Below are 22,762 nucleotides of genomic sequence, written 5' to 3' on the forward strand. Positions count from 1 at the left end.
TGCGTTCCTCGATCCGCCGGGCGGTTAAACCCGACTGACCGTCACGGATGCTACCGGTAGCTCGGACGTGTCGGGGACGCTCGCGGTGTCGTTTTCGTGAGTATCGGGCCGACGGTTCACTCCCGACCCCGTTCGGTTTTAGCCAAATAGTACTCGAGAATCAGGGTGTCGAACCATCGCTGCTTGTATGAGTTCTTCAAGTTTCCGAACACGAGAACCAACACTCCGGACGTGACCGTATACCCCGCCAATACGCCGACTCCACCCATGGGATCGTAAACCAGCCGTGCCAGCCCGATCAGCAGAAGATAGTATACCAGCAGTATCATGAAACACGACCAGAGTCCACGAAACATGCGATTCAGAGCATAGTAACGAATACCCAACGAGTATGACGAGGCGATGAGATACGACCGAACGTATCGCCACAGCTGTTTGGCGTCTTCTCCCTCGATGGACCCGTTATAGGAGTCGAACTCCGCCTCACACAATCTCCAGAACTCCTCTTCGAAGTGGGTGGATCGGTCCTCGCCGAGATCCTCGATCTCCCTTCTCATCGAGATACGGGCGAACGGGTTCGAGATCTCCTTTCCGCGAAGCCGGATCGCTTCCCTCTTCGCTTCAGGATCCAATGCGTGTTCCAGTTTCCGCCCGAAGAACTCGATCATTATTCCGACCGGCAACGAGATGACGATGAACAACGCGACTCCGACCACGTTCGCCAACCCGGTCAGGGTAGGCACTGAGACCGGCATAACCGATTCTCCGATCTCTGTGGAGAGCGATGCTCCGACCCCGACGAATAATATAATGCCCGGTATGAATCCGGAAAACGTCTGTATGATGCCAACTCGGGAGCGCACGCCGGCGTTCGACATGGGACGTACTTCTGATGACGTTCTAATGTACCTGTGGGTCGGCAACGCCGCCGGCTGTGGCACGTAGCGCCGTGGTACGTACGCTGTCCGTATCCTCCTTGCGACTTCCGGCCCGCTGCTTCCTCCGGTCGTGTCGGCGTCGATGGCTACGCTCTCTTCCAGCCTCGGCTTCGTGCGAACTGTTAACGTCGTCGAACCGTAACGTCGTGTATGGGAACACAAGGTCCGCAGGGTGGCCCTCCTGAGCTCGGCGACCTGGCCGGCGGGATACCCGACTCCGTCTGGCAGTACACGGCGCTGGCGTTCGCGCTGCTCGTCGGGTTCGCGGTGTTGAGCCAGAGCCTCGTCTACGGGGTCGGCGTGCTGGCGATCCTGCTGGCGTTGGTCACCGTCGCCAGCGCGGTCGAGGTGGTCGACGCCTACGACAAGGAGGCGTTGACGGTGTTCGGCGAGTACCGGAAGCTGCTCGAGCCCGGCGTCCACCTCATCCCGCCGTTCGTGTCGCGGACGTACGCGTTCGACATGCGGACGCAGACGCTGGACGTGCCGCGTCAGGAGGCGATCACGCGGGACAACTCGCCGGTGACCGCGGACGCGGTGGTCTACATCAAGGTGATGGACGCGAAGAAGGCGTTCCTCGAGGTCGACGACTACAAGAACGCGACCTCGAACCTCGCCCAGACCACGCTCCGGGCCGTCCTCGGCGACATGGAGCTCGACGACACGCTCTCGCGGCGCGACCAGATCAACGACCGGATCAACGAGGAGCTGGACGAGCCGACGGACGAGTGGGGGATCCGCGTCGAGGGCGTCGAGGTCCGTGAGGTGAGCCCCTCCTCGGAGGTCCAACGAGCGATGGAGCAACAGACGGGCGCGGAGCGTCGCCGCCGGGCGATGATCCTCGAGGCGCAGGGGGAACGCCGGTCGGCCGTCGAGCAGGCCGAGGGTGACAAGCAGGCGAACATCATCCGCGCGCAGGGGGAGAAGCAGAGCCAGATCCTCGAGGCGCAGGGTGACGCGATCTCGACCGTGTTGCGCGCGCGGTCGGCCGAGTCGATGGGCGAGCGGGCCATCATCGAGCGCGGCATGGAGACGTTGGAGGAGATCGGCAAGGGCGAGTCGACCACGTTCGTGCTACCCCAGGAGCTCACGAGCCTCGTCGGGCGCTACGGCAAGGCGCTCTCCGGCTCCGACGTCCAGCAGATGGACGGCCTCGAGGGCCTCGAGTTCGACGACGACACCCGCAAGATGCTCGGGCTCGACGACATCGAGAGCGCCCTCGAACAGCTCGAATCGGTCGCGGACGACGACCTCCGGACGGACGAGACCCGCGACGCCGACACCGCCGCGGGCGTCGCGGCCGGCATCGCGGACGACGTCGACGGCGGGGATCTCGACCGCGAGGCCGACCGCGACGTCGATCTGGAGTCGGAGACGGAGAGTCCGGGGCGGTAGGGTCGGCGCAGTCGGCGGGCGATCCGCCGGTTTCTCCCTCCGATCCTACCAGTCGAGCGAGCCGCCGGACTGGTACTCGGTCACCTGTCGCTCGAAGAAGTTCGCCTCGCGGTTGAGGTCGACCGCCTCGGACATCCACGGGAACGGGTTCTCCGTGCCGTACCGCTCGTCCATTCCGAGCTGGGTGAGCCGGCGGTCGGCGATGTACTCGACGTACTCGACGAACCCCTCCGCCGACATTCCGAGCAGGTCGGGTGGACACGCCTCCTCGGCGTAGGTCGACTCGAGCTCGACCGCCTCGCGGATCAGCTCGTCGACCTCCGCCTCGAACGCGTCGGTCCACACGCCGGGGTTCTCCTCGCGGATCGTGTTGATCAGCTCGACCCCGAAGTTGAGGTGGAGCGACTCGTCGCGCATGATGTACTCGAACTGCTCGCCGACGCCGACCATCTTCCCGCGCCGCTTCAACGCGAGCATCATCGCGAAGCCGGCGTAGAAGAAGATCCCCTCCATGATCACGTAGAAGCCGATCAGGTCGCGCAGGAACTCGCGAACGTCGTCGTCGGTCTCGATCGTGAAGTCCGGCCGGTCGATCGATCGGGTGAGGTCGACGACGAAGTCGTCCTTCGCCTCGATCGCGGGGATCCGGTCGTACATCCCGTAGAGGTACTCCGGCTCGAAGCCGAGCGAGTCACAGCAGTAGATGAACGTGTCCGTGTGGACCGCCTCCTCGTACGCCTGTCGGAGCAGGTACTGGCGGCACTCCGGCGCGGTGACGTAGTCGTAGACGGCGAGCACGAGGTTGTTCGCCGTCAGCGACTCGGCCGTCGAGAAGAACCCCAGGTTCCACTCGACCAGCCGGCGCTCGGCGTCGGTCAACTCGTCGCCCTCCCACTGGTGGACGTCGTCCGCCATCGGGATCTCCTCGGGCACCCAGTTGTTGTTGACGCCGTCGCGGTAGTACTCGCGGGCCCAGTCGTAGTCGATCGGGAGGATCTTGTTCGGGTCGTGCTGGCTGTCGGTGTTGATGAGCGGCATGTGTCGTGTGGGTGTCGGTCGGTGTCGATGGATTCGATCGGTTCTCGGTCGGCGGCGCTACTGACAGGACTCGCAGGTCGGGTCCTCGACGGTGGGCAGGTCGGAGCCGCCGGCGTCGACGTCGCAGGCGTCGCCCTCGGTGCGGGAATCGCGGGCATCGTCGTCCGCTCCCTCACCTGCCGACCCCGCGTCGCCGTCGAACCCGCCGCCGCGCGACTGCGTGTCGTCGTACTCGGCCATGTCCAGCGTCGACTGCTCGATGCTCGACGCGCCGAGGGTACGCAGGTAGTAGGTCGTCTTCAGCCCCAGCTCCCAGGCGGTCCGGTAGACGTCGTCGAGCAGCGAGCCGTCCGTCGACGGGAAGAAGACGTTGTGCGACTGGCTCTGGTCGATCCACGCGCCGCGGCGCGCGGTCAGCCGGAGCTGGTGGCGCGGGTCGATCTCGAAGGCCCCCCGGTAGAGGTCGGAGAGCTCGCCGGGCAGGTCGAGGTCGCCGACCGCGCCGTCGTGGTACTTCAACAGGTCGAGCGCCTCCGAGCCCCACTGACCCTCAGCTTTGAGGTCGGCGACGAGCCGCTCGTTGACGACGGTGAAGTCGCCGGACATGTTGGATTTCACGTAGAGGTTCGAGTACAGCGGCTCGATGGAGGGGGAGGTGCCGGCGATGGTGGAGATGGTCGCCGTGGGCGCGATCGCGGTGGTGTTGGAGTTTCGTATGCCGTGTTCCGCGATCCGCTCGCGGACCGCGTCCCAGTCGAGCGTCTCCTCGCGGTCGACGGGGACCTCCCGGCCGCGCTCCTCGGCGAGCAGGTCGAGGGTGTCCTGCGGGAGGAGGTCGCGGTCCCACTTCGAGCCCTCGAAGGAGTCGTACGCGCCGCGCTCGCCCGCCAGTTTCGCGGAGTTGTCGATCGCGTGGTAGCCCAACAGCTCGCCGGCCTTCCCCGCGAACCCGAGGGCGCGCTCGGAGTTCATCGGGACGCGCGCGAGCTGGAGCGCCTCGTGGAACCCCATCATCCCGAGCCCGATGGGACGATGGCGCATGTTGGAGCGCTCGGCCTTCTCCGTCGGGTAGAAGTTGAGGTCGACGACGTCGTCGAGCATCCGCATCGCGGTCTCGGCGGTGTCGGCGAACAGCTCGGCGTCGAGTTCGGCCGCGTCGCCGTCGACTCCCGAAACCGTTGACCCCTCCCCGTCGCTTCCCCGCGCCGCGACCGCGACGTCGTCGGGGGCGGGGTGCGCCTCGGCGTCGCCGCGGAACGTCATGTGGCGCGCGAGGTTGACCGAGCCGAGGTTGCAGACGGCGGTCTCCTCCTCGCTCGTGTTGAGCGTGATCTCCGTACAGAGGTTCGAGGAGTTGACGACGCCGGCGTGGTCCTGTGGCGACCGGACGTTACACGGGTCCTTGAACGTGATCCACGGGTGGCCGGTCTCGAAGAGTCGCGTCAGGGTCTCCCGCCAGAGCTCGCTCGCGTCGACCGTCTCGTACTGGCGGAGCTCGCCGTTCTCGGCGGCCGCCTCGTACTCCTCGTACAGCTCCTCGAACTCCTCGCCGTAGACCCCGTGGAGCTCGGGGACCTCGTCGGGCGAGAACAGCGTCCATCTCTGGTCGTTCTCGACCCGCTTCATGAACAGATCGGGCACCCACGCGGCGGTGTTCATGTCGTGGGTCCGGCGGCGTTCGTCGCCGGTGTTCCGGCGGAGGTCGATGAAGGCGGGGAAGTCCAGGTGCCACGCCTCGAGGTAGGCGGCCGCGGCCCCGCGGCGCTTCCCGGAGCGGTTGATCGCCCCGGTCACGTCGTTGGAGATCTTCAGGAACGGGACCGTCCCGGTCGACTCCACCCCCGTCGAGGAGACCAGCGCGCCGTCGGCACGGAGGGGCGTCCAGTCGTTGCCGAGGCCGCCGGACCACTTCGAGAGCTTGGCGTGCTCCTTGTACGCCTCGAAGATGCCCTCGAGGTCGTCGGGGACGGTGGTGAGGTAACACGAGGAGAGCTGCGGGTGGGCCGTCCCGGCGTGGAACAGCGTCGGCGTCGAGTGGACGAACCGCAGCGTCGAGAGGACCTCGTAGAACTCCTCGGCGCGTGTCTCGCGCTCCGCCTCGTCCTCCCGAAGCGCGACGCCCATCGCCACGCGCATCCAGAAGACCTGCGGCAGCTCGAACGGCTCCTCGTCCGGCTCCCGGAGGTAGTACCGCTGTTCCAGCGTATCGAGCGCGGTGTAATCGAACAGCCCGTCCCGGTTCGGCTCGATGGCGTCGGCCAGCCGGTCGAGGTCGTACTCGTCCATCCGCTCGTCGAGGAGGTCCGCCTCGAGCCCCCGGGCGATCGCCTCGTGGAAGGAGTCGCGGTACGCCGCCCCGACGGTCTCCGCGTCGTCGGACGGCCGTTCTCCGGTGACCCGCCGGAAGTAGTCGTTGCGAGCGACCCGGGCCGCCATCGCGTCGTAGGCCGGGTCCCGTTCGATCCGCGCCGTGAGCGCGTCGACGGTCGCCTCGGCGACCTCGTCGGCGTCGGCCCCGTCGTAGAGCGCGCGCTCGATCTCGGCGACCAGCCGGTCGCGTTCGTCGTCGTCCACTACGTCCTCGTATCCGTCCCGCGCGCGCTCCAGTCGATCGTGAACCGCGGTGTCGTGTGTCGTCGTGCTCATGTGTGCTCCGGGTCCCACGAGTCGATGCGCCGGACGGCGTCGCCACTGTCGACGTGTTCCGGATCCGGCACGAGCGCACGGCTACCGGTCGAGACCGGGTGACCCGTTCCGGATGAATCGCCCCGTGTGAACCGTGTCGAACCTCTCCGGCTCCATCGGCATAAACATTACCAACAACGTTTCAGTAATACAAGTGTAATTGTCCAACGCACAACTGAGCCCGCGCCGTCCTCGGTCGTTCGCGTCCCGGGTCGAACGGTCCACGGCCGATCGGGACGGGTCACGGTCGCCAGCTCTCGGCGTCGAGGACCCACAGCGCCCCGATCGCGCCGCCGCCGCCGAGGAATCCTGCGACCAGCGCGAGTGCCGGCGCGGGTGCGAGGCCGACGCCCACCAACAGGAGGATCGCCCCGGCGAGCAGCGCGACCGTGTCCTCGCGGGTCGCCCCGAGGACGACGGGCGCGAGCGAGCCGCCGATCGCGGCGCCGGCGACGACGAACGGCGTCAACCCGGAAACTACGACCGCCGAGACCGGGATCCCCGTCGTCGCCAGGGAGTCGGGATCGACGCCGACGCCGAGGGCGACCCCGACGGCGACGCAGACGATCGGGGCCGCGAGGCTCGCCCGCGCGCTCAGCGTTCGACCGCGAACGGCGGCGATGCCGGAGAGAAACGTCACCGCTCCGGCGGCCACGAGCGCGGGCGGGACCAGCCCGACCAACGAGGCCGAATCGGCGAGCGTCGGGACCCCGACGTCGGCGGCCGTCGACCGGAGGACCCACGGCTGGGCGAACAGTAGCGTCGCGATCCCGAGCAGGACGACCCCGAGCGCGCGGCGGGAGACGGAGGTGGTGGAGGCCATATCCATGCGACGGCGGCGGGGCGTTTATATCCGCTGGACCGATCGACGGAGTCGCCGACTCCGTCGGCTCGTCGGCTCCCGGTTCAGACCGTGACGCCGGTTCGGTCGTCCTCGACCGAGACGACGACGCGCTCCGGCGGCCCGCGCTCGTCGGCCAGCCGGACGAGGAGCGTGTGGACCGCGAGGTCGTCCTCGTCGCCCGGCCGGTGCCCGATCTCGTCGGCCGCGATCCGCAGCGCGTGGTCCCCGATCCGACTCACCGACCCGAGGCGGACGTCGAGCCCCGGCGGGGCCAGCCGCTGGACGACCACCAGCACGGCGTCGCCGCCGTCGTCGACGAACGGCGTCGCGTCGACGAACGACAGCGTCCGCTCCGCGCCCGCGCGAACCGTCCTTCTCGCCTCCGTTGCCGACCGAAACGAGACGGCGTGCGTCGGGAGCTCCGGCGGCCCCGCGTGCACGCTCTCCGCGGGAACGAGCGGGTCGTCGTCCACGTACCGGCTTCCGACCGCGAGGTCCCGCGGCGTCGACGCCGCGAGGTCGTGGAGCCGGTCCGTACACCCCGCGGTCGCGACGGCGAACGCGCCGGCGAGGACCGCGCGACGATGCATGTTCCCCGGTCGGTCGCTGGCCGATAAAAACCCCGTCGCCGCGGCTCGCCCGCGTGATAATCGGCGGTCACGTCGAGGTACGGACGATCGCGCCGGTCACGTCGACGTCGACACCCCCCACGAGATCCGGTCCCAGGTCCGCTCGTAGAGGTAGTACGTCCCGGTCTTCACGAGGTTCGCGACGATCCCGATGTTCACCGCGTCGCCGACGTCGCCGACGACCGCCCAGGCGACGATCACCGTGACGAGGACCATCACCAGCCGATAACAGAGCGTCTTCACGATCGCCCGCCGCCGCGCCTGGAGGGCCGGCCGCGAGAGGAGGTCCCCGAGCATACGTGTCCGTGTGAGCGCGCCCACTAAATAACTGATATCGGGTACGTTATTACCTTTTCATAACCGATTTCGATTTCTCCATCCCGACACCTCCCTCTCGAGGAAACCGATCGTGTCCCCTTGAGGCCCTGGTTCACCTCAAGACGATCCCCTTTCTACTCGTCGAGCATCGGCGCGGGCACGCCCTCCTCGTCGCCGTCGAGCTCGAACGCCCGGCGCAGCTCCGCGATCCGGTCGCGGATGTCCGCGGCCAGCTCGAACTCCAGGTTGCTCGCGGCCTCGTTCATCCGCTCCTCGAGCGCCTCGATCCGCGCTTTCGCCTCGTCCTCGCTCTCGACGTCGCCGACGCTGACGCCGCTCGTGTCCGTCTTCGAGCCCGGCAGGTTGGTCTCGCCCACCGGTTTGTCGATGGTCGTCGCCTCGTGGCCGTGCTCCTCGTTGTACGCCAGCTGGATCTCCCGGCGTCGCTGGGTCTCCTCGATCGCCTCGTCCATCGAGTCCGTGACGCGGTCGGCGTAGAGGACCACCTCGCCGTTGACGTTGCGCGCGGCCCGCCCCATCGTCTGGACGAGCGTCGTGGTCGAACGGAGGAACCCCTCCTGGTCGGCGTCGAGGATGGCGACGAGGCTCACTTCCGGGATGTCGAGGCCCTCCCGCAGCAGGTTGATCCCGACGAGCACGTCGATGTTGCCGAGCCGGAGGTCGCGGATGATCTCGTGTCGCTCGAGGGTGTCCGTCTCGTCGTGCATGTACGCCACGTCGATCCCGGCCTCCTCGAAGTACTCCGTGAGATCTTCGGCCATGCGCTTCGTGAGCGTGGTGACGAGGACGCGCTCGTCGCGGTCGATCCGCTCGTCGACGCGCCCGAGGAGGTCCTCGACCTGTCCCGTCGCGTCGGTCACCTCGACCTTCGGGTCGACGAGGTGCGTGGGCCGGACGATCTGTTCGACGACGTTCGCCGACTCCTCCCGTTCGTAGTCGCTGGGGGTCGCGGAGACGTACAGCGTCCGGTCGGTCTTCTCCTCGAACTCCTCGAACGTCAGCGGACGGTTGTCGTAGGCGGTCGGGAGCCGGAACCCGTTCTCGACGAGCGAGTCCTTCCGCGACTTGTCGCCCTCGTACTGCCCCTTGATCTGCGGGATCGTCTGGTGGGACTCGTCGATGACGACCAGGAAGTCGTCGGGGAAGTAGTCGAGGAGCGTGTAGGGGGCGTCGCCGGGGTCGCGGTCGTCCATGTGGACGGAGTAGTTCTCGATGCCCGAACAGTAGCCCGCCTCCCGGAGCATCTCGAGGTCGAAGGTGGTCCGCTCCTCGATGCGCTGGGCCGCGACGAGGTCGCCCTGCCGCTCGAAGTGGGCCACGCGTTTCTCCATCAGCTCCTCGATCTCCGCCATCGCCTGCTCCAGTTTGTCGTCGGGGATCGAGTAGTGCTCGGCGGGGTGGAGCATGACCGCGGGCTCCTCGCTCACGACCTCCCCCTTCATCGGGTCGACCTTGACCATCCGGTCGATCTCCTCGCCCCACAGCTCGACCCGGACCGCGTACCGGCCGTACATCGGATATATCTCGACGGTGTCGCCGCGTACGCGGAACGTGCCCTGCGTGAAGTCCACGTCGTTGCGCTCGTAGTTGAGGTCGACCAGGTCCGCGAGCAGTCGTTCGCGACCGATCTCCTCGCCGACCTCCAGTCGAAGCGCCATCTCGCGGTAGTTCTGCGGGTCGCCGAGCCCGTAGATGGCCGAAACCGAGGCGATGACGATGGTGTCGTTTCGGGTGAGAAGCGATCGCGTCGCGGAGTGACGCAGGCGGTCGATCTCCTCGTTTATCGACATCTCCTTGTCGATGAACGTGTCCGTCTGCTCGACGTACGCCTCCGGCTGGTAGTAGTCGTAGTAGGAGACGAAGTACTCCACCGCGTTGTCGGGGAACAGCTCGCGGAACTCCTCGTACAGTTGGGCGGCGAGCGTCTTGTTGTGTGCCAACACGAGCGTCGGTTGGTTCAGCTCCTCGGCGACCCACGAGACGGTGTTGGTCTTCCCCGAACCCGTCACGCCGAGCAGGGTCTGCCTGTCCGCGCCCGCCTCGAACCCCTCGACCAACGCCTCGATCGCCTCCGGCTGGTCGCCCGCGGGCTCGAACGGAGCGTCCACCCGAAGCGGTCGGTCGGCGGTCGGTCGGTCCTCCGAGAGTGGGGAGTCGGCGTCGCTCACGATACGCGTCGTTGGCGGCGGAACCACTTGAGCGGCGCGGCGGGGACTGTCGTCCCCACCGGGCGCGGCAGGCACTCAGTCGCTCGGCATCCCCCGCCGTCGCCAGTGGTCGACGAGCATCACGATCGAACCGAAAAGCGCCAGCGTCGTTCCGAAGACGCCGAACGCGTGGTACGGGTTCGCGAGTTCCGCGATCGGCAGCATCATCGCCAGCGTGAACGCGGACCCGAACAGACAGACCACCGTCGCTCGCGGATCGGGATCGTAGTAGTCGCCGAGACGAGAGAGGAGGGCGTTCGTCACACCGGTCCCTTTCGCGGCGCGGACGTATTTCTTCGGGTCGACCGCGGTGTCGACGAGACCCTCGCTCGGTACTGCCTCGCCTCACGCGGGAGAAGACTGACAACCGATCGGGCGGAACGCCAACCGTGTCCCTCCTACTCACACCCACCGTCGCGTTCGGCGCGGCCCTCGTGCTGTTCGTCTGGATCGCGCTCGGCGCTTGGGTGAACTTCGACGCCCGCGCTCGCGGGAGCCGCCATCCCGCTATCTGGGGCGTATTCGCACCGCTTTCGGGGATCGTGCTGTTCTACTACCTGTTCTGGTGGCGTCGCGGACGCCCCCGAGAGCGGCCGCCGGGACGGGTGGAAAGGGCCACCGCCGTCGTCGTCGTCGCCGGCCTCGGCGGACTGATCGTCGGCAGCCTCGTCTCGCCGCCCGATCCGACCTCACAGCTGACCGTGTGGCCGATCGCGTTCGCCTGCTGTCTCCCCCTCGCGTACTGGCTGGTTCGGGCGAGACTCGGCACGAAAGGTTCTGAATCCGCCGTTCAGTAGAATTCGTTGCGATCGACACGGTGACGAACAGCCCCGAATCCCACCCGACGGCGATCGCACAGCACCTCACGCCTCCCCAACCTCGGCCTCGACGACCCGCCAGAACCGCTGGCGGGTCGTCTCGCCCTCCCTCGCGCGTGCTCCTCGCGCCCTCCCGGGCGCTCGCAGGCGCGCGCCACCGCACTCGTGGTTTGTTATCGACCTCATGTTCGTCGTTTGTCATCGACCTCATATCGGCGGCCGCTTCGCTCGCCGGACGAAAACGTTTCCCCCTCGCCGCGTGACCCTCCGGTATGCGCATCGCCGTCCCCAACAAGGGCCGCCTACACGAGCCGACGCTCTCGCTTTTAGAGCGCGCCGGGCTCCACGTCGAGGAGACCGCCGACCGACAGCTGTACGCCGACACGGTCGACCCCGACGTGACGGTCCTCTACGTCCGGGCGGCGGACATCCCCGAGTACGTCCGCGACGGCGCGGCGGACCTCGGCGTCACCGGTCTCGACCAGGCCGCCGAGTCCGGCGGCGTCGTCGCGGACCCCGCGGACGCGTCCGAGGACGACCTCGTCGACCTGCTGGACCTTGAGTACGGCTCCTGTCGCCTCGTCCTCGCCGCGCCGGAGGACGGCGAGGTGGCGACGGTCGAGGACCTCGCGGGGAAGACGATCGCCACCGAGTTCCCGGCCGTCACCCGCGATTACCTCGACCGCGTGAGCGTCGACGCCGACGTGGTCACCGTCACCGGCGCGACGGAGCTGACCCCCCACGTCGAGATGGCCGACGCCATCGTCGACATCACCTCCACGGGGACGACCCTGAAGGTGAACCGCCTCGCCGTGATCGACGACGTCCTCGACTCCTCGGTCCGGCTGTTCGCCCGCCCGGACGTCGTGGACGACCCCAAGGTCGAACAGGTGACCACGGCCTTCGAGTCCGTGCTGGCCGCCGACGGCCGGCGCTACCTGATGATGAACGCGCCGAAGGATCGCTTAGACGAGGTCAAGGACGTGATCCCCGGTCTCGGCGGCCCGACCGTGATGGACGTCGAGGCCGACGAGGAGGGGAACGGCATGGTCGCGGTCCACGCCGTCGTCGAGGAGCGCGACGTGTTCGCGACCATCTCGGAGCTGAAGGCGGTCGGCGCGAGCGGGATCCTGGTCACCGAGATCGAACGGCTCGTCGAGTGAGCGCGGGGTCACCCGTCCCCGATCAGCGCCTCCTTCTCCGTACGCGACAGCGACTTGATCGCGTGCTCGCGCGACATCGCCGCCGACCGCGAGTCGAACGACTCGACGTATCGAAGCGTCACGGGGGTCCGTCCGCGGGTGTACTTGGCCCCCTCGCCGGCGTCGTGTTCGGCGACCCGCCGTTCCACGTCGGTGGTGTAGCCGGTGTAGAGGGTGCCGTCGGCGCATTCGATCACGTAGACGTGGTGGTCGGACACGGCCGGTCACTCGTCGCCGTCGACGCCTGCCCCGTCGACGCCTGCCCCGTCGACCTCGTCGCCATCGGCGTCACCGTCGTCGCCGGCGGTTCCGGCCCCGTCGATCGCGCGGGCGATGAGCCCCGCCTGCGCGCCCGCGACGAACCCGGCGTCGACGTTCACCGTCGTGAGGACGGTACACGACTGGAGCGCCCCGGCGAGCGCGGCTGCCCCCTCGCCACCCTCGCCGTATCCCGTCGAGACCGGGATCGCGATCACGGGCGCGGCGACCAACCCGGCGACCACCGTGGGGAGCGCTCCCTCGCGGCCGGCCGCGACGACGACGACGGCCGCCTCGCGGATCCGCTCGATCTGGTCGAGCAGACGGTCGATGTTCGCGACGCCCACGTCCTCGACCCGATCGATCGCCGCGCCGATCTCGCGGGCGACGACCTCCGCCTCGCCGGCCACCGGCGCGTCCGCGGTCCCGGCGGTCACGACCGCGACGGTCGCGGCGAGCGCGGGCGGCTCGTACCCGTCGGCGTGGACGACGACGGTGCGGGTCACCTCGTCGTGGTCGACCGAGGCGTCCGGCGCGACGTCCCCGACCCCCTCCCTGACCGCCGCCGCGTGGTCGGAGCTCGCGCGGGTCACGAGCGCCCGTCCCGTCGTCTCGAGGGCCGTCGTCGCCAGCGCCGCGGTCTCCGCGGGGCGTTTCCCCTCCGCGAGGACCGCCTCGGGGATCCCGCGGCGGTCCCCGCGAGCGGCGTCGAACCGCCCGGCGGTCGTCGTCGCGTATCCCGTGATCCGCGATTCGGCCTCCGCGACGCCGATCTCCCCGGCCGCAAGTGCCTCGAGTGCTCCGCGGACCGTCGACCCGTCCGTGCCGCGCTGGTTCTCCTCGCGCATGTTCGGCCTCTCGAGACGCACGGGTTCGTAGCCGTCGATCCGTGACGGCCCCGTTTCCGGCCCCGTACTCCAAAAGACATATATAAGGTCTCCCCGGCCTGCCGCCGTGAACCGCCCGCACGGCGTCCCTAGCGGGCGAATTCAGGAACTCTTATTAACTCCCGACGGGTACGCCCGATCGCATGGCAGACCTCATTGTCAAAGCGGCAGTCAAGGAAGCCCTGGACGACAAGAACGTCGCTTCGGACTTCTACGACGCACTGGACGAAGAAGTGGACGAGCTGCTCGAAGACGCTGCACGCCGCGCCGAGGCCAACGACCGGAAGACGGTCCAGCCTCGCGACCTGTAAGGCGTCCGACCCTGCCGTTTTTTTGACGCGCTCGCCGCGAGAAGCGGCCGCTATCGACCGATCGCGCCACCGTGTGGTCCACCTCCCGTACGGTCACACCTCCCGTACCCGTACTCCTTCGGCCGTCCCCACGTGGATCTCGTCGGCGAGGCCGACGAACAGTCCGTGCTCGACGACGCCCGGCGTGTCCGCGAGTTCCGCCGCCAGCGTCCCCGGATCCGGGATCTCCCCGAACGCACAGTCCAGGAGGAGGTTCCCGTTGTCGGTGACGACCGGGCCGTCCTTCCGCTCGGCCCGCCGGAGGGACGCCTCGCCGCCGGCCTCCCGCACCGCGTCGGCGACGACGCCCCGACCGCTCGGGAGGACCTCCACCGGGACCGGTCGGTCGAGGGCCGCGGTCTCCTTCGAGGGGTCGGCGACGACGAGGAACCGGTCGGCGGCCGCGTCGACGAGCTTCTCGCGGGCGTGTGCGCCGCCGCCGCCCTTGATCAGGTCGCCGTCCGCGACGCGGTCGGCCCCGTCGACGGCGACGTCGATCCCGGCCGAGTCGGGTCCCGTGACCTCGTCGAGGTCGACGAGGTGGATCCCGCACTCGATCGCGAGCTCGCGGCTCGCGAAGGAGGTCGCCACGCCCCGGACGTCGAGCCCGCCGTCGACGCGCTCGCCGATCGCACGGATCGCGTGGGCTGCCGTCGACCCGGTTCCCAGGCCGACCACGTCGCCGTCGTCGACCGTCGAGGCGGCCGACTCGCCCGCCCGTCGCTTCATCGCGTCCGTGCCGCCGCTCGTCTTCATGTCCCCGGGTGCGTGCCGCGGTCTCTTAAATCCGGGAGCGTCGCGGAGGGGCGGCTACTCCAACCGGTCGAGCACCGCCTCCGCGTCGTACGCGAGCGTGAGCTCGCGCGAGCGTCCGCGCCCCTCCACGTCGGCGTATTCGGCGTCGATCACGCCGAGCTGGTCGAGCTTGTTGATGATCTCCGAGTAGCGGGTGTATCCGAGCCCCGTCTCCTCGTGAAACGCCTCGTACACCGCCCCGGCCTGCTCGCCGTCGAAGTCCGCGAGCACGCGGACGAGCGCCTGCTCGGACTCCGAGAGCCCCCGAAGCGACCGCGAGAGGTGGACGTGTTTCGACTTGTCGTAGGCGGACTCGACGTCCTCGATCGCGATCGCCTTCGAGGCACGCATCTCGGCGTTGAGCCCCGCGCGACGCAGGAGGTCGATCCCGACGCGGAGGTCGCCGCTCTCGGCGGTCAGATCGGCCACTCGATCGAGTTCGACGTCGCCGATGACGCCCTCGTGGAACCCCCGCTTGGCGCGCTCGCCGAGGATGTCGTAGATCTCCGTCGCGTCGTACACCGGAAAGTACACCTCCTCGGGACGGAACACCGACTGGACCCGACCGTCGAGGTCGTCGATGACGTCGAGGGAGAGGTCCGATGAGACGACGATCACGCCGATCTTCGCGCCGGAGTGTGCCTCGTGGGCCCGCAAAAGCGAGTAGAGCGTGTCAGAGGCCTCGTTCTCGTAGAACAGGTAGTTCACGTCGTCGAGCGCCACCACGAGCACCTCGTCCTCCTCGACGAGCCGGTCCGTGATCTGGCCGAACAGCTTCTTGAAGGAGATCCCGGAGGAGGGCGGCTCGTACTCGAAGATCCCCTCGAAGAGCCGGGAGAAGACGGCGTACCGGGTCGAGTCGACCTGGCAGTTCACTCGGACGGTCCGGACCTCGGTGCGCGCGCGAAGCTCGGTGAAGAGCTTCTGGACCGCGGTGGTCTTCCCCGTCCCCGGCGGTCCCCGGACGATCGTGTTGAGCGGTCGGGAGCCCCGGACCGCGGGACGGAGCGCGTACTTGAGACTCTCGAGCTGGCTCTCGCGGTGGCGGAACGTCTCGGGGACGTGGTCGATCTCGAACACCGACTCGTCGCGGAACACCGACTCGTCCCACGAGAGCATGTCGTCGTCCCCGGGCATGGAGGAACCACTCCACGCCGATCACTTAACGGTTGCCCGGCCGCAGCGAAACTGAAAGACGTCCGGACGGCCACCGAACCGCGCGGAAACCCGGCCTTCGGTTTCACTCTCACGTCGCTCCCGGATCGGACTCGGCGTTCGGCTCACTCCCGGTCGAGCACCAGCACGTGCCGGGTCAGGGACCGGTGGACCCGTCGCTCGAAGGCGGCGGCGACGTCCCACCCGGCCTCGCGGGCGGGACGTCGCCAGTCGCGGTCGGCGACGAGGACGGCACGGGGGGCGACGCGGGCGGCCTCTGCGAGCGCGCCGGCGACGAGTTCGGCGAGCTCGTGGCGAGCGATCTTGGACTGTCTCCCGTACGGCGCGTCGAAGGCGACGCAGTCGACCGCGTCGTCGACGAGCGGGAGGTCGGTGGCGTCGCCGCGGGCGACGTGCCACTCCGGCGAGCCGCGGTCGTCTCCCACGTACGCCCGGAGGTTCTCCCTCGTCCCGCGGACCATCTTCGCCTGGGCGTCGCAGGCGATCGAGTTCGCTCCGACGAGCCCCGACTCGAGCGGGAGCCCGCCCGTCCCGCACATCGGGTCGAGCAGGGTTCGACCGGGGGCCGCCCCGGCGACGTTAACGTACGCGCGGGCGTCCGCGGGAGCCATGCTCCCCGGCTGGAAGAAGGGGCGGTCGGTCGGATCGGGCGCGAACTCGCGGGCGGCTTCCCGAGCGACCCAGCCGAGCGCACACGTCGAGGCGTCCCCGCCGTCCGCGCCCGCGACCGCGTCGTGGTCGGCGCGCTCGCCCGCGGCGAACAGCGCGCGCAGGACGTGGTCGGGGTCGTCGAGATCGACCGTGAACCCGCGGTCGACGAGGACGCTCCCGAGCGCCCGCTCGGCGTCGGTCGTGGAAACCGATGTCGTGTTCCGTACGTTGCGGGCGCGGACCGCGATGCTCCCCTCCCGGTCGATCGGTGCGGCCTCGAGGGCGGCGACCGCCGAGGCGACCGTCGCGTCGCTCCGGGCGACCGCCTCGTGGGCGGCGCGGGTGTACGCCAGCCGGCCGATCCCCTCGCCGACGCTCCCGGCGCGTGCGACGCCGGGGGCGAGGAGTTCCACGCCGGTCGCGGCCGCCGTCGCCTCGTAGGCCGCGAACGCGTCCGTCTCGCCCGCGAGTTCGAGCCAGTACACGCCCGACCCTCCGCGACCGCCCTGCATGAGAGTGACGGATCCAGGCATTGATCCGGTGGTGAATTAATATACTAATCCTTATATAACATCGATATTATCTGATATTATATTTATCGTCCTCTTTCGCGGACATCCGTGAGAACCGTTCGAACGATCTCGTTTCACTCGGCGTATTCGACCGTCTATGCGCCGCTAACTCACGTTTCTATGCCATCCAGCTTCGGATTCGTCTGAGGGCCGAAACATCGACCGTCCGTTTTCATCCACGATCGAAACGCGGGAATATCGGCTCGAAACGCATCTCATCGGCGAATCACCCGATCTGATCGGTGGTAAACGAGTGGTTCGGATCCCACGCCTGCTGAAAAACAACCAGAAATAATTGATATACTGAAAATTGACAGCTTTGCGGCGGCCCGAACGCCGTCAGTCGTTGGGACGTCGCGTCGATCGTTGGGACGCCGGGGGGATCGAACGCGTGATCGCCGTTTCGATCCGGGATCCATGCGCGCTCGGGTCCCTCCCGGCTCGTGTGCCTCCGTGTCGTCGGTCTCGTTCCCGTCGGTTCGGTCCCGATCCGTGCCGTTCTCGCTTCGCGTTCCAGTCGTTCTCGCCCTATACGCCCGTCGCTTCCGTCGGTCCTCGACGTCGGCTGCGTGTTCGGTCGTCGTCAGTCACTGGTTGGGCATGAACCGATGGTCGACGTCGCCGGAGAACTCCTCGGCTCCCACGATGTCGTGTTCCAGCCGGCCCACCCCCTCGATCTCGATCGCGACGCTGTCGCCGTCGCTGAGCGGACTGATGCCCGAGGGCGTGCCGGTCGCGACGACGTCCCCGCGTTCGAGCGTGATCAGTTTCGTGATCTCGCTTATCAGCTCCGGTACGGAGAAGATCAGGTCGTCGATCGAGGAGTTCTGTTTCTCCTCGCCGTTGACCGTCAGCCTGATCGTCGCGTCGTCGGGCACGTGTTCCGGGTCGGCGACGACCGGCCCGATCGGCGCGGAGTTGTCGAAGGCCTTCCCGCGGACCCAGTTCTGTTCTTCCCGCTGGTCGTCGCGGTTCGAGAGGTCGTTCACACAGGTGTAGCCCGCGATGACCTCGTCGACGCGGTCCTCGGGGACGTTCCGGCACTGCTCGCCGATGACGACGCCGAACTCGGCCTCGTGGTCGACCCGCTCTTTCCCCTCGGGAAGCGAGACGGTGTCGCCGTGGCCCGCGAGAGTGTTCGGTCCCTTCAGGAACAACAGCGGCCGCTCGGGGATGTCCGAGTCGGTCTCCTCGGCGTGAGCGGAGTAGTTGAGACCGACGCAGACGATCTTGCTCGGTTCGGTCGGCGGGAGGACGTCGACCTCCGAGGGGTCGAACTTCTCCTCGCCGAACCGGATCTCGTCGTCGTCGGTCCATTCACCGGTACGGACGGATCCAGCCGGATCACGGAATCTAACCTTTCGCATGGCGAGTTACTGTGTGGGTCTCTACTTAAAAAAGGTTCGGGCCTCATAGAGTGATATCCGGATATACTGGAAAGTAATATATTCTAGAAAAGCGTCTCTATCGGAAGGATCCAGACGATGGCCGTAGTCTGATAAGTAGAAGTGAAATCGATCGAGGACACATCGGTATTCAAAAGTTCGCCTCACCCCGCCGATCGAGCAGAGTACCTCCTGTAATTCTCAAACAAATTTGATAAATTTATGGATGATTTTAATATAAATTCTACTAAGATCAATTCTAACGCAAATACATTGAGTGGAACCATTCATGTTGAACCCTGATCTATGGTGTTGATGTTCTCTCCGATTCGAAAGGGGCAACCCTTCAGTATCAACACTGTCTTACAGAAGAACGATTGACGATAATTTCTTGTAGTTTCGATAGAATTGCGATGATATGACGATACTTGCAGCTATCGGAGAACATCGAAATTCGACTGACATCATCTCGACAGCGGCTGATTTAGCAACGGCATTCAACGATTCACTCGTTGTCTTACATGTGGTACCTGAAGAAGAGTTTGATGCACATAAAAAATCGATTGAGAGTGTCACCGATTTTCGCGATTTTTCACTTAGTCAAGAGAAGGATAGCGCCGCTCGGTTTGCATACGAGATCACCAAGCGGACACTCGGAGAGGTTGATCACCAGATGATACAGACACGGGGGCGCATTGGTGACCCAACAGAAGAAATATTAGCTGAAGCTGATGAGCTTGATCCGCGGTATCTTGTGATTGGTGGTCGACACCGATCACCTGTTGGAAAGGCTATTTTCGGCAGTACAACACAGAAAATTCTCTTGAATGCTGACTGTCCGGTCGTAACCTCGATCGTCGATTGACCTATTGCGTTGAATAGCGATCTTATCATCTGATATCACCGATTTAGAAAAGTGAAGCGGGGAAGATCGATACCTCCGTTTTTATTGACAGTGTCCTGACCCAGCTAAACAAGTTGAGGAACTACGGGGATGAGTCTTCCACCGGTGAATTCGACTGCTGGATCCACGTAGGATTTATATCCGTTAATAGACTGTAAAATCAACTTAATATTTGGCATCACCAACATAGAAATCCTGTATGAATAGCTGTAACCGTGATTCAACACAGTAGAGCGATCTTTCCTTACATGATTATTATTTAAACCCATACACCTGCTAAGAATATCAACCTTAGCGTGAAGGAAGCAGCCGAACAAGGCTAAATTGGTGATTTAACGATGTTCAACCGCATGATTGAGAAGGCTTGCCAGCGGGAAGCATTCTTCCGTGAGGACACGCTAACCGAACGATGTATCCTCTCGGTATTTTTGTACCAGATTGGCCTCTCATACCGACGGATCGAACCGTTCGTTGATCGATCGCACGAGGCGATCAGAAACAGGTTTTATATTAACCTTAGTTGTATCCTTTTTGCCATAATCTATAAAACACTTCTAACCAATATAGGATCAAAATGCCAACAAAAGTAGCACCCGGGGTTGTTCAGGAACGACTTGCTCACTCAAAAGTTCTCTACCTAACTGATGAGAATTTACTCGTTGACACCGGTCCAGAGTCGGAATGGGCTGAACTTCAGGTATTCCTTAACGAGATGGATAATATCGAACAACTCTTTATTTCACACACACATGGAGATCACATCGGAAATCTCGAACGCGTCGTTGAGACTTATCAACCCGATATCTTTTTCCCTGAAAACGAACCTATCGAAGATATTTTTCTTTCGGAGGATGAAATAACGCGAGTTTCCGACGATGAGATACTTGGCTCTGATGTACAAGTGGTTCAGGTTCCTGGTCACAGTCCGGGTATTTGTGCCCTGTATCTTCCTGAGCGGAAAGTGCTGCTAGCGACGGATGTCCTTGATGGCGCAGATCGACGAGGATTGCCAGCAAACTATCTTCTTCCACCACCTGCGATGTTCAACTGGGATACTCAGCAGGCAGAAGAAAATCTGAAAAAACTCCTCGATCTAGAATTTGATACCGTAATTGTTACACATGGATCAAATATCGAAGAGAATGCACTAATTAAACTCAAAAAATATCTCAACTTTCCGGAATACTACCGACAGCAGTTGCTTGAAGATTAAACGTAATCCCGGTAGTTCTAGGTCGTCTCCGCATTCATAGTATCTTATCACCCTCTGCGGATTCAATAATGTAGATGAAAATTTATTATTTACAATAATTTTGATGTAGTTTAGCTATATATCTAATTTTATGGTTTTCTAACCGACAATAAGAATTTAACTGCATCTCCAGTGAACAATAATAGTGTCTTGGTTGTCTCTTTCACCATGGTCTCTCACGCGATCGTACACAACTACGAGCTGTCGATCCCGATTCTGATGATGATCTATCCGAGTGAATTCTCAGTTCCTCACAAAGTAACCCTTGGCTAACCCTTTCTGAATCCTGAGTCTGCGTCAAAACAATTGTATTGACGGTCTCGATCAGAGAATCACGGACGGATCGGCGGAGGGATGTCGCTGTCGGCGGCAGCCAGCCACCAATATGATAGCTTATCTCCCGGTCAGCGTAAGTTCAACCGCTGACGAGGATTTATCAGGACAGAATGGTGGATTCAAAACAAGTTAGCTGGCGACGCTTTGTGAGGTACTGATAATTGGTCTAAACACCGCCTCAATTGACGGCCAATACACGTACCACGCGATAATTACTGCTAGAACTGCAACCATTAGTGTTAAAAACCCGAGAAAAATTATATCGATCACTGATAGAGGCCCTTCTTCGTACGCGAGCAGTACCGAGGGGTGATTAAAAGGAAACAAGACGGTACTAGAGAGAATCATTACTAACGACAAGGAAAAGAACAGGGGATCAATTTCAAACGATTCAATCACTTGTAAGAAAATTGGTAATAATATGACGACAACAGGTGCCGTTCCAGAGAACGCGACCCGAACAGCTGCGGCGAAACATAATAATACGACGACTGCGAGCATTCCTTGATCGAGAGTCGAACCAGCCATGAACGCTTCTACTAGGGATTCGACGGATCCAGATGACCGTATGATCTCGGCCAACGAGAGCATGGTTCCGATGAGAAAAATGAGATTCCAGTTGAGGTTACGAATATCTTCAGCGGTGATAATTCGAACTTTTGGAAGCGAGAATAGTGTAACCATGATCATTGCAGGGACGATCGCTGGAAGGTTGACGAACGAACCGACGATCCAGAGACAGATCGTCCCAGTGAATGTGAGGACGACAATCTTCTGATCGCCTGTGAGTGATTCACTTTTTTCTGTGTGCTGACCAGGTAGAGGTTCGATTTCTCGCTTGGAAATGGAGACGTTCGAGATGTCGTGGAAGTAGGCAGCAACGGCGATCGTTGTGAGGTAGATTGCTACTACGGGTGGTATCATATATAATGCCCATTCTACCCACGTAAACGGCTGTACCCTAGTATTGATAATCTCGGCAGTAACGATCGCCATTCCTCCACTGGTCATCAACGTCATAGATCCCACTGAATTTAGATGTCCGATGACATAATATCCTAATCGTCGAAAAGGACTATCTGACTTTTGTCCAAATGTATTATTCATATTGTCAATTACTGGAATGAATGTGACTGTTCTCGCCAAACCGGATGGCATCACGAATGTAAGAAGCAGCGTAGCAGCCACCAACCTTCTCATTGAACTCTCTGGCGTACTCGTCGCATGAATAAGCCACCCGATGATCCGATCAACGAGACCGACGTTTGCGATTGCATTTCCGATGAGTAATAATAAAATAAAAAAGAAAACAAGAGTCGAAGTGAATCCAACCGCCGCGTCGGCAAAGGTTTCAGTTACATTTGACATATGCAAAAGAATGAGGCAGAGCAGGCTCGATATCATATAAGGCACCGGCTTCGTTACCCACAAGAGTACCGTCGCAAAGAACACACTATAGAGTACCTGTATATCCCGTTCGACACCGGTTAGGGGTGGTCCCAACAACCCATATCCTAGAATTCCACCTGCAAGTGCCATTCCGATCGCTTGAATGGTTGATCTCTCCAACTGATTACTAATGTTCATCGATATTCATAACTGGTACACTGGAAGTGAAATAGTTTTTCCGCTGTTGTTAGCATAATGCTGCGCTCTGTTGACTCTGCTTTGTTGACTCGATGGAAACGCTGCTACCCTAGCAGAGCGTGAAACAAGATATGGGGCGCAAGAGACCGACCTGGATTTCGTGCCACAGAGCACGTTTTGTTGACTGGTCCGTGTGCGAAAGAAGTCGAGTCATGGGCGCTACAGCCCGGATGCCGCGCCCCGCGGCATCCGGGAAAGCCCGAATAGGTGAATCTCTGCTTCACGCACTGGCGTCCCGGGTGAACCAACCATGTACCTCGGAATCGACGTCCACAAACGGTACGCACAGGTGGCAGTAATGGATGAGGCTGGGAAGATCGTCGAAGAGGTTCGCGTCGAAAACGCGAACCTCGACGACCTCGCCCAGCGGTACGCCGGCGCACAAGCCGTGCTTGAGGCGACCTCCAACTACTACCACATCCACGATACGCTGTCCGAGCACTTGGATGTGACC

The 22,762-nt window shown here is 63.5% G+C and carries 22 protein-coding genes and 1 pseudogene; 7 read left to right on the top strand and 16 right to left on the bottom strand.

Annotated features, from left to right (window positions below; translation table 11 throughout):
* Positions 1–116: 116 nt before the first annotated feature.
* Complete coding sequence (locus EAO78_RS09645; RefSeq protein WP_122105633.1) at positions 117–878, bottom strand: hypothetical protein; 762 nt, start codon at positions 876–878, stop codon at positions 117–119.
* A gap of 210 nt (positions 879–1,088) precedes the next feature.
* On the opposite strand from EAO78_RS09645, the gene EAO78_RS09650 reads away from it, so the two are divergent.
* The gene (locus EAO78_RS09650) at positions 1,089–2,333 is read left to right on the top strand and encodes an SPFH domain-containing protein (protein ID WP_122105634.1); all 1,245 of its coding nucleotides are present in this window, start codon (positions 1,089–1,091) and stop codon (positions 2,331–2,333) included.
* Positions 2,334–2,378: 45 nt separating this feature from the next.
* Here EAO78_RS09650 and EAO78_RS09655 read toward each other — a convergent pair whose 3' ends face one another.
* The 7 genes from EAO78_RS09655 to EAO78_RS09685 form a co-directional block, all read right to left on the bottom strand.
* Entirely contained in the window at positions 2,379–3,371 is a 993-nt protein-coding gene (locus EAO78_RS09655; protein ID WP_122105635.1) for a ribonucleotide-diphosphate reductase subunit beta, read from the bottom strand.
* Positions 3,372–3,428: 57 nt separating this feature from the next.
* A complete protein-coding gene (locus tag EAO78_RS09660; protein ID WP_122105636.1) occupies positions 3,429–6,017 on the bottom strand; it encodes a ribonucleoside-diphosphate reductase subunit alpha in 2,589 nt (862 codons plus the stop codon).
* Between the two features lie 280 nt (positions 6,018–6,297).
* Positions 6,298–6,879, bottom strand: a complete 582-nt coding sequence (locus EAO78_RS09665) for a hypothetical protein (RefSeq protein ID WP_122105637.1) — start codon at positions 6,877–6,879, stop codon at positions 6,298–6,300.
* An 83-nt stretch (positions 6,880–6,962) separates the two neighbouring features.
* Positions 6,963–7,490: a hypothetical protein gene (locus EAO78_RS09670; RefSeq protein ID WP_122105638.1), complete on the bottom strand. Its 528-nt coding sequence runs from the start codon at positions 7,488–7,490 to the stop codon at positions 6,963–6,965.
* Positions 7,491–7,586: 96 nt separating this feature from the next.
* Positions 7,587–7,826 (bottom strand): DUF2061 domain-containing protein, encoded by a 240-nt coding sequence (locus EAO78_RS09675; RefSeq protein ID WP_122105639.1) that lies wholly within the window; start codon positions 7,824–7,826, stop codon positions 7,587–7,589.
* Between the two features lie 155 nt (positions 7,827–7,981).
* Complete coding sequence (gene uvrB / locus EAO78_RS09680; RefSeq protein WP_122105640.1) at positions 7,982–10,036, bottom strand: excinuclease ABC subunit UvrB; 2,055 nt, start codon at positions 10,034–10,036, stop codon at positions 7,982–7,984.
* Between the two features lie 75 nt (positions 10,037–10,111).
* Positions 10,112–10,339 carry a hypothetical protein gene (locus tag EAO78_RS09685; RefSeq protein WP_122105641.1) on the bottom strand — a complete coding sequence of 76 codons (228 nt, stop codon included), beginning with the start codon at positions 10,337–10,339 and terminating at the stop codon, positions 10,112–10,114.
* 125 nt (positions 10,340–10,464) lie between these two features.
* Here EAO78_RS09685 and EAO78_RS09690 point away from each other — a divergent pair, with 125 nt between their 5' ends.
* Positions 10,465–10,872: a hypothetical protein gene (locus tag EAO78_RS09690; RefSeq protein WP_122105642.1), complete on the top strand. Its 408-nt coding sequence runs from the start codon at positions 10,465–10,467 to the stop codon at positions 10,870–10,872.
* 66 nt (positions 10,873–10,938) lie between these two features.
* Here the strand turns inward: EAO78_RS09690 and EAO78_RS17895 are convergent, their stop codons facing one another.
* The gene (locus EAO78_RS17895; RefSeq protein ID WP_162498063.1) at positions 10,939–11,079 is read right to left on the bottom strand and encodes a hypothetical protein; all 141 of its coding nucleotides are present in this window, start codon (positions 11,077–11,079) and stop codon (positions 10,939–10,941) included.
* Between the two features lie 86 nt (positions 11,080–11,165).
* On the opposite strand from EAO78_RS17895, the gene hisG reads away from it, so the two are divergent.
* The gene (gene hisG, locus EAO78_RS09695; protein WP_122105643.1) at positions 11,166–12,056 is read left to right on the top strand and encodes an ATP phosphoribosyltransferase; all 891 of its coding nucleotides are present in this window, start codon (positions 11,166–11,168) and stop codon (positions 12,054–12,056) included.
* Between the two features lie 8 nt (positions 12,057–12,064).
* On the opposite strand, the gene EAO78_RS09700 is transcribed toward hisG, so the two are convergent.
* Both EAO78_RS09700 and larB read right to left on the bottom strand, forming a co-directional pair.
* The gene (locus tag EAO78_RS09700) at positions 12,065–12,313 is read right to left on the bottom strand and encodes a GIY-YIG nuclease family protein (protein WP_122105644.1); all 249 of its coding nucleotides are present in this window, start codon (positions 12,311–12,313) and stop codon (positions 12,065–12,067) included.
* Between the two features lie 6 nt (positions 12,314–12,319).
* The gene (larB, locus tag EAO78_RS09705) at positions 12,320–13,201 is read right to left on the bottom strand and encodes a nickel pincer cofactor biosynthesis protein LarB (protein ID WP_122105645.1); all 882 of its coding nucleotides are present in this window, start codon (positions 13,199–13,201) and stop codon (positions 12,320–12,322) included.
* A 182-nt stretch (positions 13,202–13,383) separates the two neighbouring features.
* Here larB and EAO78_RS09710 point away from each other — a divergent pair, with 182 nt between their 5' ends.
* Positions 13,384–13,551 (top strand): DUF1931 family protein, encoded by a 168-nt coding sequence (locus EAO78_RS09710; protein WP_004267503.1) that lies wholly within the window; start codon positions 13,384–13,386, stop codon positions 13,549–13,551.
* A gap of 93 nt (positions 13,552–13,644) precedes the next feature.
* On the opposite strand, the gene rpiA is transcribed toward EAO78_RS09710, so the two are convergent.
* The 4 genes from rpiA to EAO78_RS09730 form a co-directional block, all read right to left on the bottom strand.
* Complete coding sequence (gene rpiA / locus EAO78_RS09715; protein WP_122105646.1) at positions 13,645–14,346, bottom strand: ribose-5-phosphate isomerase RpiA; 702 nt, start codon at positions 14,344–14,346, stop codon at positions 13,645–13,647.
* A 54-nt stretch (positions 14,347–14,400) separates the two neighbouring features.
* The gene (locus tag EAO78_RS09720) at positions 14,401–15,522 is read right to left on the bottom strand and encodes an ORC1-type DNA replication protein (protein ID WP_122105647.1); all 1,122 of its coding nucleotides are present in this window, start codon (positions 15,520–15,522) and stop codon (positions 14,401–14,403) included.
* A gap of 143 nt (positions 15,523–15,665) precedes the next feature.
* Positions 15,666–16,745, bottom strand: coding sequence for a TIGR01177 family methyltransferase (locus EAO78_RS09725; protein WP_379747648.1), 1,080 nt, complete (start codon positions 16,743–16,745; stop codon positions 15,666–15,668).
* A gap of 626 nt (positions 16,746–17,371) precedes the next feature.
* Positions 17,372–18,151: a fumarylacetoacetate hydrolase family protein gene (locus EAO78_RS09730; protein ID WP_122105648.1), complete on the bottom strand. Its 780-nt coding sequence runs from the start codon at positions 18,149–18,151 to the stop codon at positions 17,372–17,374.
* Between the two features lie 436 nt (positions 18,152–18,587).
* On the opposite strand from EAO78_RS09730, the gene EAO78_RS09735 reads away from it, so the two are divergent.
* Both EAO78_RS09735 and EAO78_RS09740 read left to right on the top strand, forming a co-directional pair.
* On the top strand, positions 18,588–19,034 hold the full coding sequence (locus tag EAO78_RS09735) for a universal stress protein (protein ID WP_122105649.1): 447 nt from the start codon (positions 18,588–18,590) through the stop codon (positions 19,032–19,034).
* A gap of 613 nt (positions 19,035–19,647) precedes the next feature.
* A complete protein-coding gene (locus tag EAO78_RS09740) occupies positions 19,648–20,286 on the top strand; it encodes an MBL fold metallo-hydrolase (protein WP_122105650.1) in 639 nt (212 codons plus the stop codon).
* Between the two features lie 504 nt (positions 20,287–20,790).
* On the opposite strand, the gene EAO78_RS09745 is transcribed toward EAO78_RS09740, so the two are convergent.
* Entirely contained in the window at positions 20,791–22,248 is a 1,458-nt protein-coding gene (locus EAO78_RS09745; protein ID WP_122105651.1) for an SLC13 family permease, read from the bottom strand.
* 310 nt (positions 22,249–22,558) lie between these two features.
* Between EAO78_RS09745 and EAO78_RS18435 the strand changes: the two are divergent.
* A pseudogene (locus EAO78_RS18435) lies at positions 22,559–22,762 on the top strand (IS110 family transposase); the annotation flags it as partial.

This window comes from Halobellus captivus, assembly GCF_003697845.1.
GTDB classification, from domain to species: Archaea; Halobacteriota; Halobacteria; order Halobacteriales; family Haloferacaceae; genus Halorubrum; species Halorubrum glutamatedens.

Bases quoted from the DNA above. Each gene is read 5' to 3' on its own strand.
- EAO78_RS09655 (WP_122105635.1), bottom strand. From the start codon at position 3,371: ATGCCGCTCATCAACACCGACAGCCAGCACGACCCGAACAAGATCCTC.
- EAO78_RS17895 (WP_162498063.1), bottom strand. From the start codon at position 11,079: ATGAGGTCGATAACAAACCACGAGTGCGGTGGCGCGCGCCTGCGAGCG.
- EAO78_RS09735 (WP_122105649.1), top strand. From the start codon at position 18,588: ATGACGATACTTGCAGCTATCGGAGAACATCGAAATTCGACTGACATC.
- EAO78_RS09650 (WP_122105634.1), top strand. From the start codon at position 1,089: ATGGGAACACAAGGTCCGCAGGGTGGCCCTCCTGAGCTCGGCGACCTG.
- EAO78_RS09675 (WP_122105639.1), bottom strand. From the start codon at position 7,826: ATGCTCGGGGACCTCCTCTCGCGGCCGGCCCTCCAGGCGCGGCGGCGG.
- EAO78_RS09745 (WP_122105651.1), bottom strand. From the start codon at position 22,248: ATGAACATTAGTAATCAGTTGGAGAGATCAACCATTCAAGCGATCGGA.
- rpiA (WP_122105646.1), bottom strand. From the start codon at position 14,346: ATGAAGACGAGCGGCGGCACGGACGCGATGAAGCGACGGGCGGGCGAG.
- EAO78_RS09740 (WP_122105650.1), top strand. From the start codon at position 19,648: ATGCCAACAAAAGTAGCACCCGGGGTTGTTCAGGAACGACTTGCTCAC.
- EAO78_RS09710 (WP_004267503.1), top strand. From the start codon at position 13,384: ATGGCAGACCTCATTGTCAAAGCGGCAGTCAAGGAAGCCCTGGACGAC.
- EAO78_RS09665 (WP_122105637.1), bottom strand. From the start codon at position 6,879: ATGGCCTCCACCACCTCCGTCTCCCGCCGCGCGCTCGGGGTCGTCCTG.
- EAO78_RS09660 (WP_122105636.1), bottom strand. From the start codon at position 6,017: ATGAGCACGACGACACACGACACCGCGGTTCACGATCGACTGGAGCGC.
- EAO78_RS09730 (WP_122105648.1), bottom strand. From the start codon at position 18,151: ATGCGAAAGGTTAGATTCCGTGATCCGGCTGGATCCGTCCGTACCGGT.
- larB (WP_122105645.1), bottom strand. From the start codon at position 13,201: ATGCGCGAGGAGAACCAGCGCGGCACGGACGGGTCGACGGTCCGCGGA.
- hisG (WP_122105643.1), top strand. From the start codon at position 11,166: ATGCGCATCGCCGTCCCCAACAAGGGCCGCCTACACGAGCCGACGCTC.
- EAO78_RS09645 (WP_122105633.1), bottom strand. From the start codon at position 878: ATGTCGAACGCCGGCGTGCGCTCCCGAGTTGGCATCATACAGACGTTT.
- EAO78_RS09720 (WP_122105647.1), bottom strand. From the start codon at position 15,522: ATGCCCGGGGACGACGACATGCTCTCGTGGGACGAGTCGGTGTTCCGC.
- EAO78_RS09670 (WP_122105638.1), bottom strand. From the start codon at position 7,490: ATGCATCGTCGCGCGGTCCTCGCCGGCGCGTTCGCCGTCGCGACCGCG.
- EAO78_RS09725 (WP_379747648.1), bottom strand. From the start codon at position 16,745: ATGCCTGGATCCGTCACTCTCATGCAGGGCGGTCGCGGAGGGTCGGGC.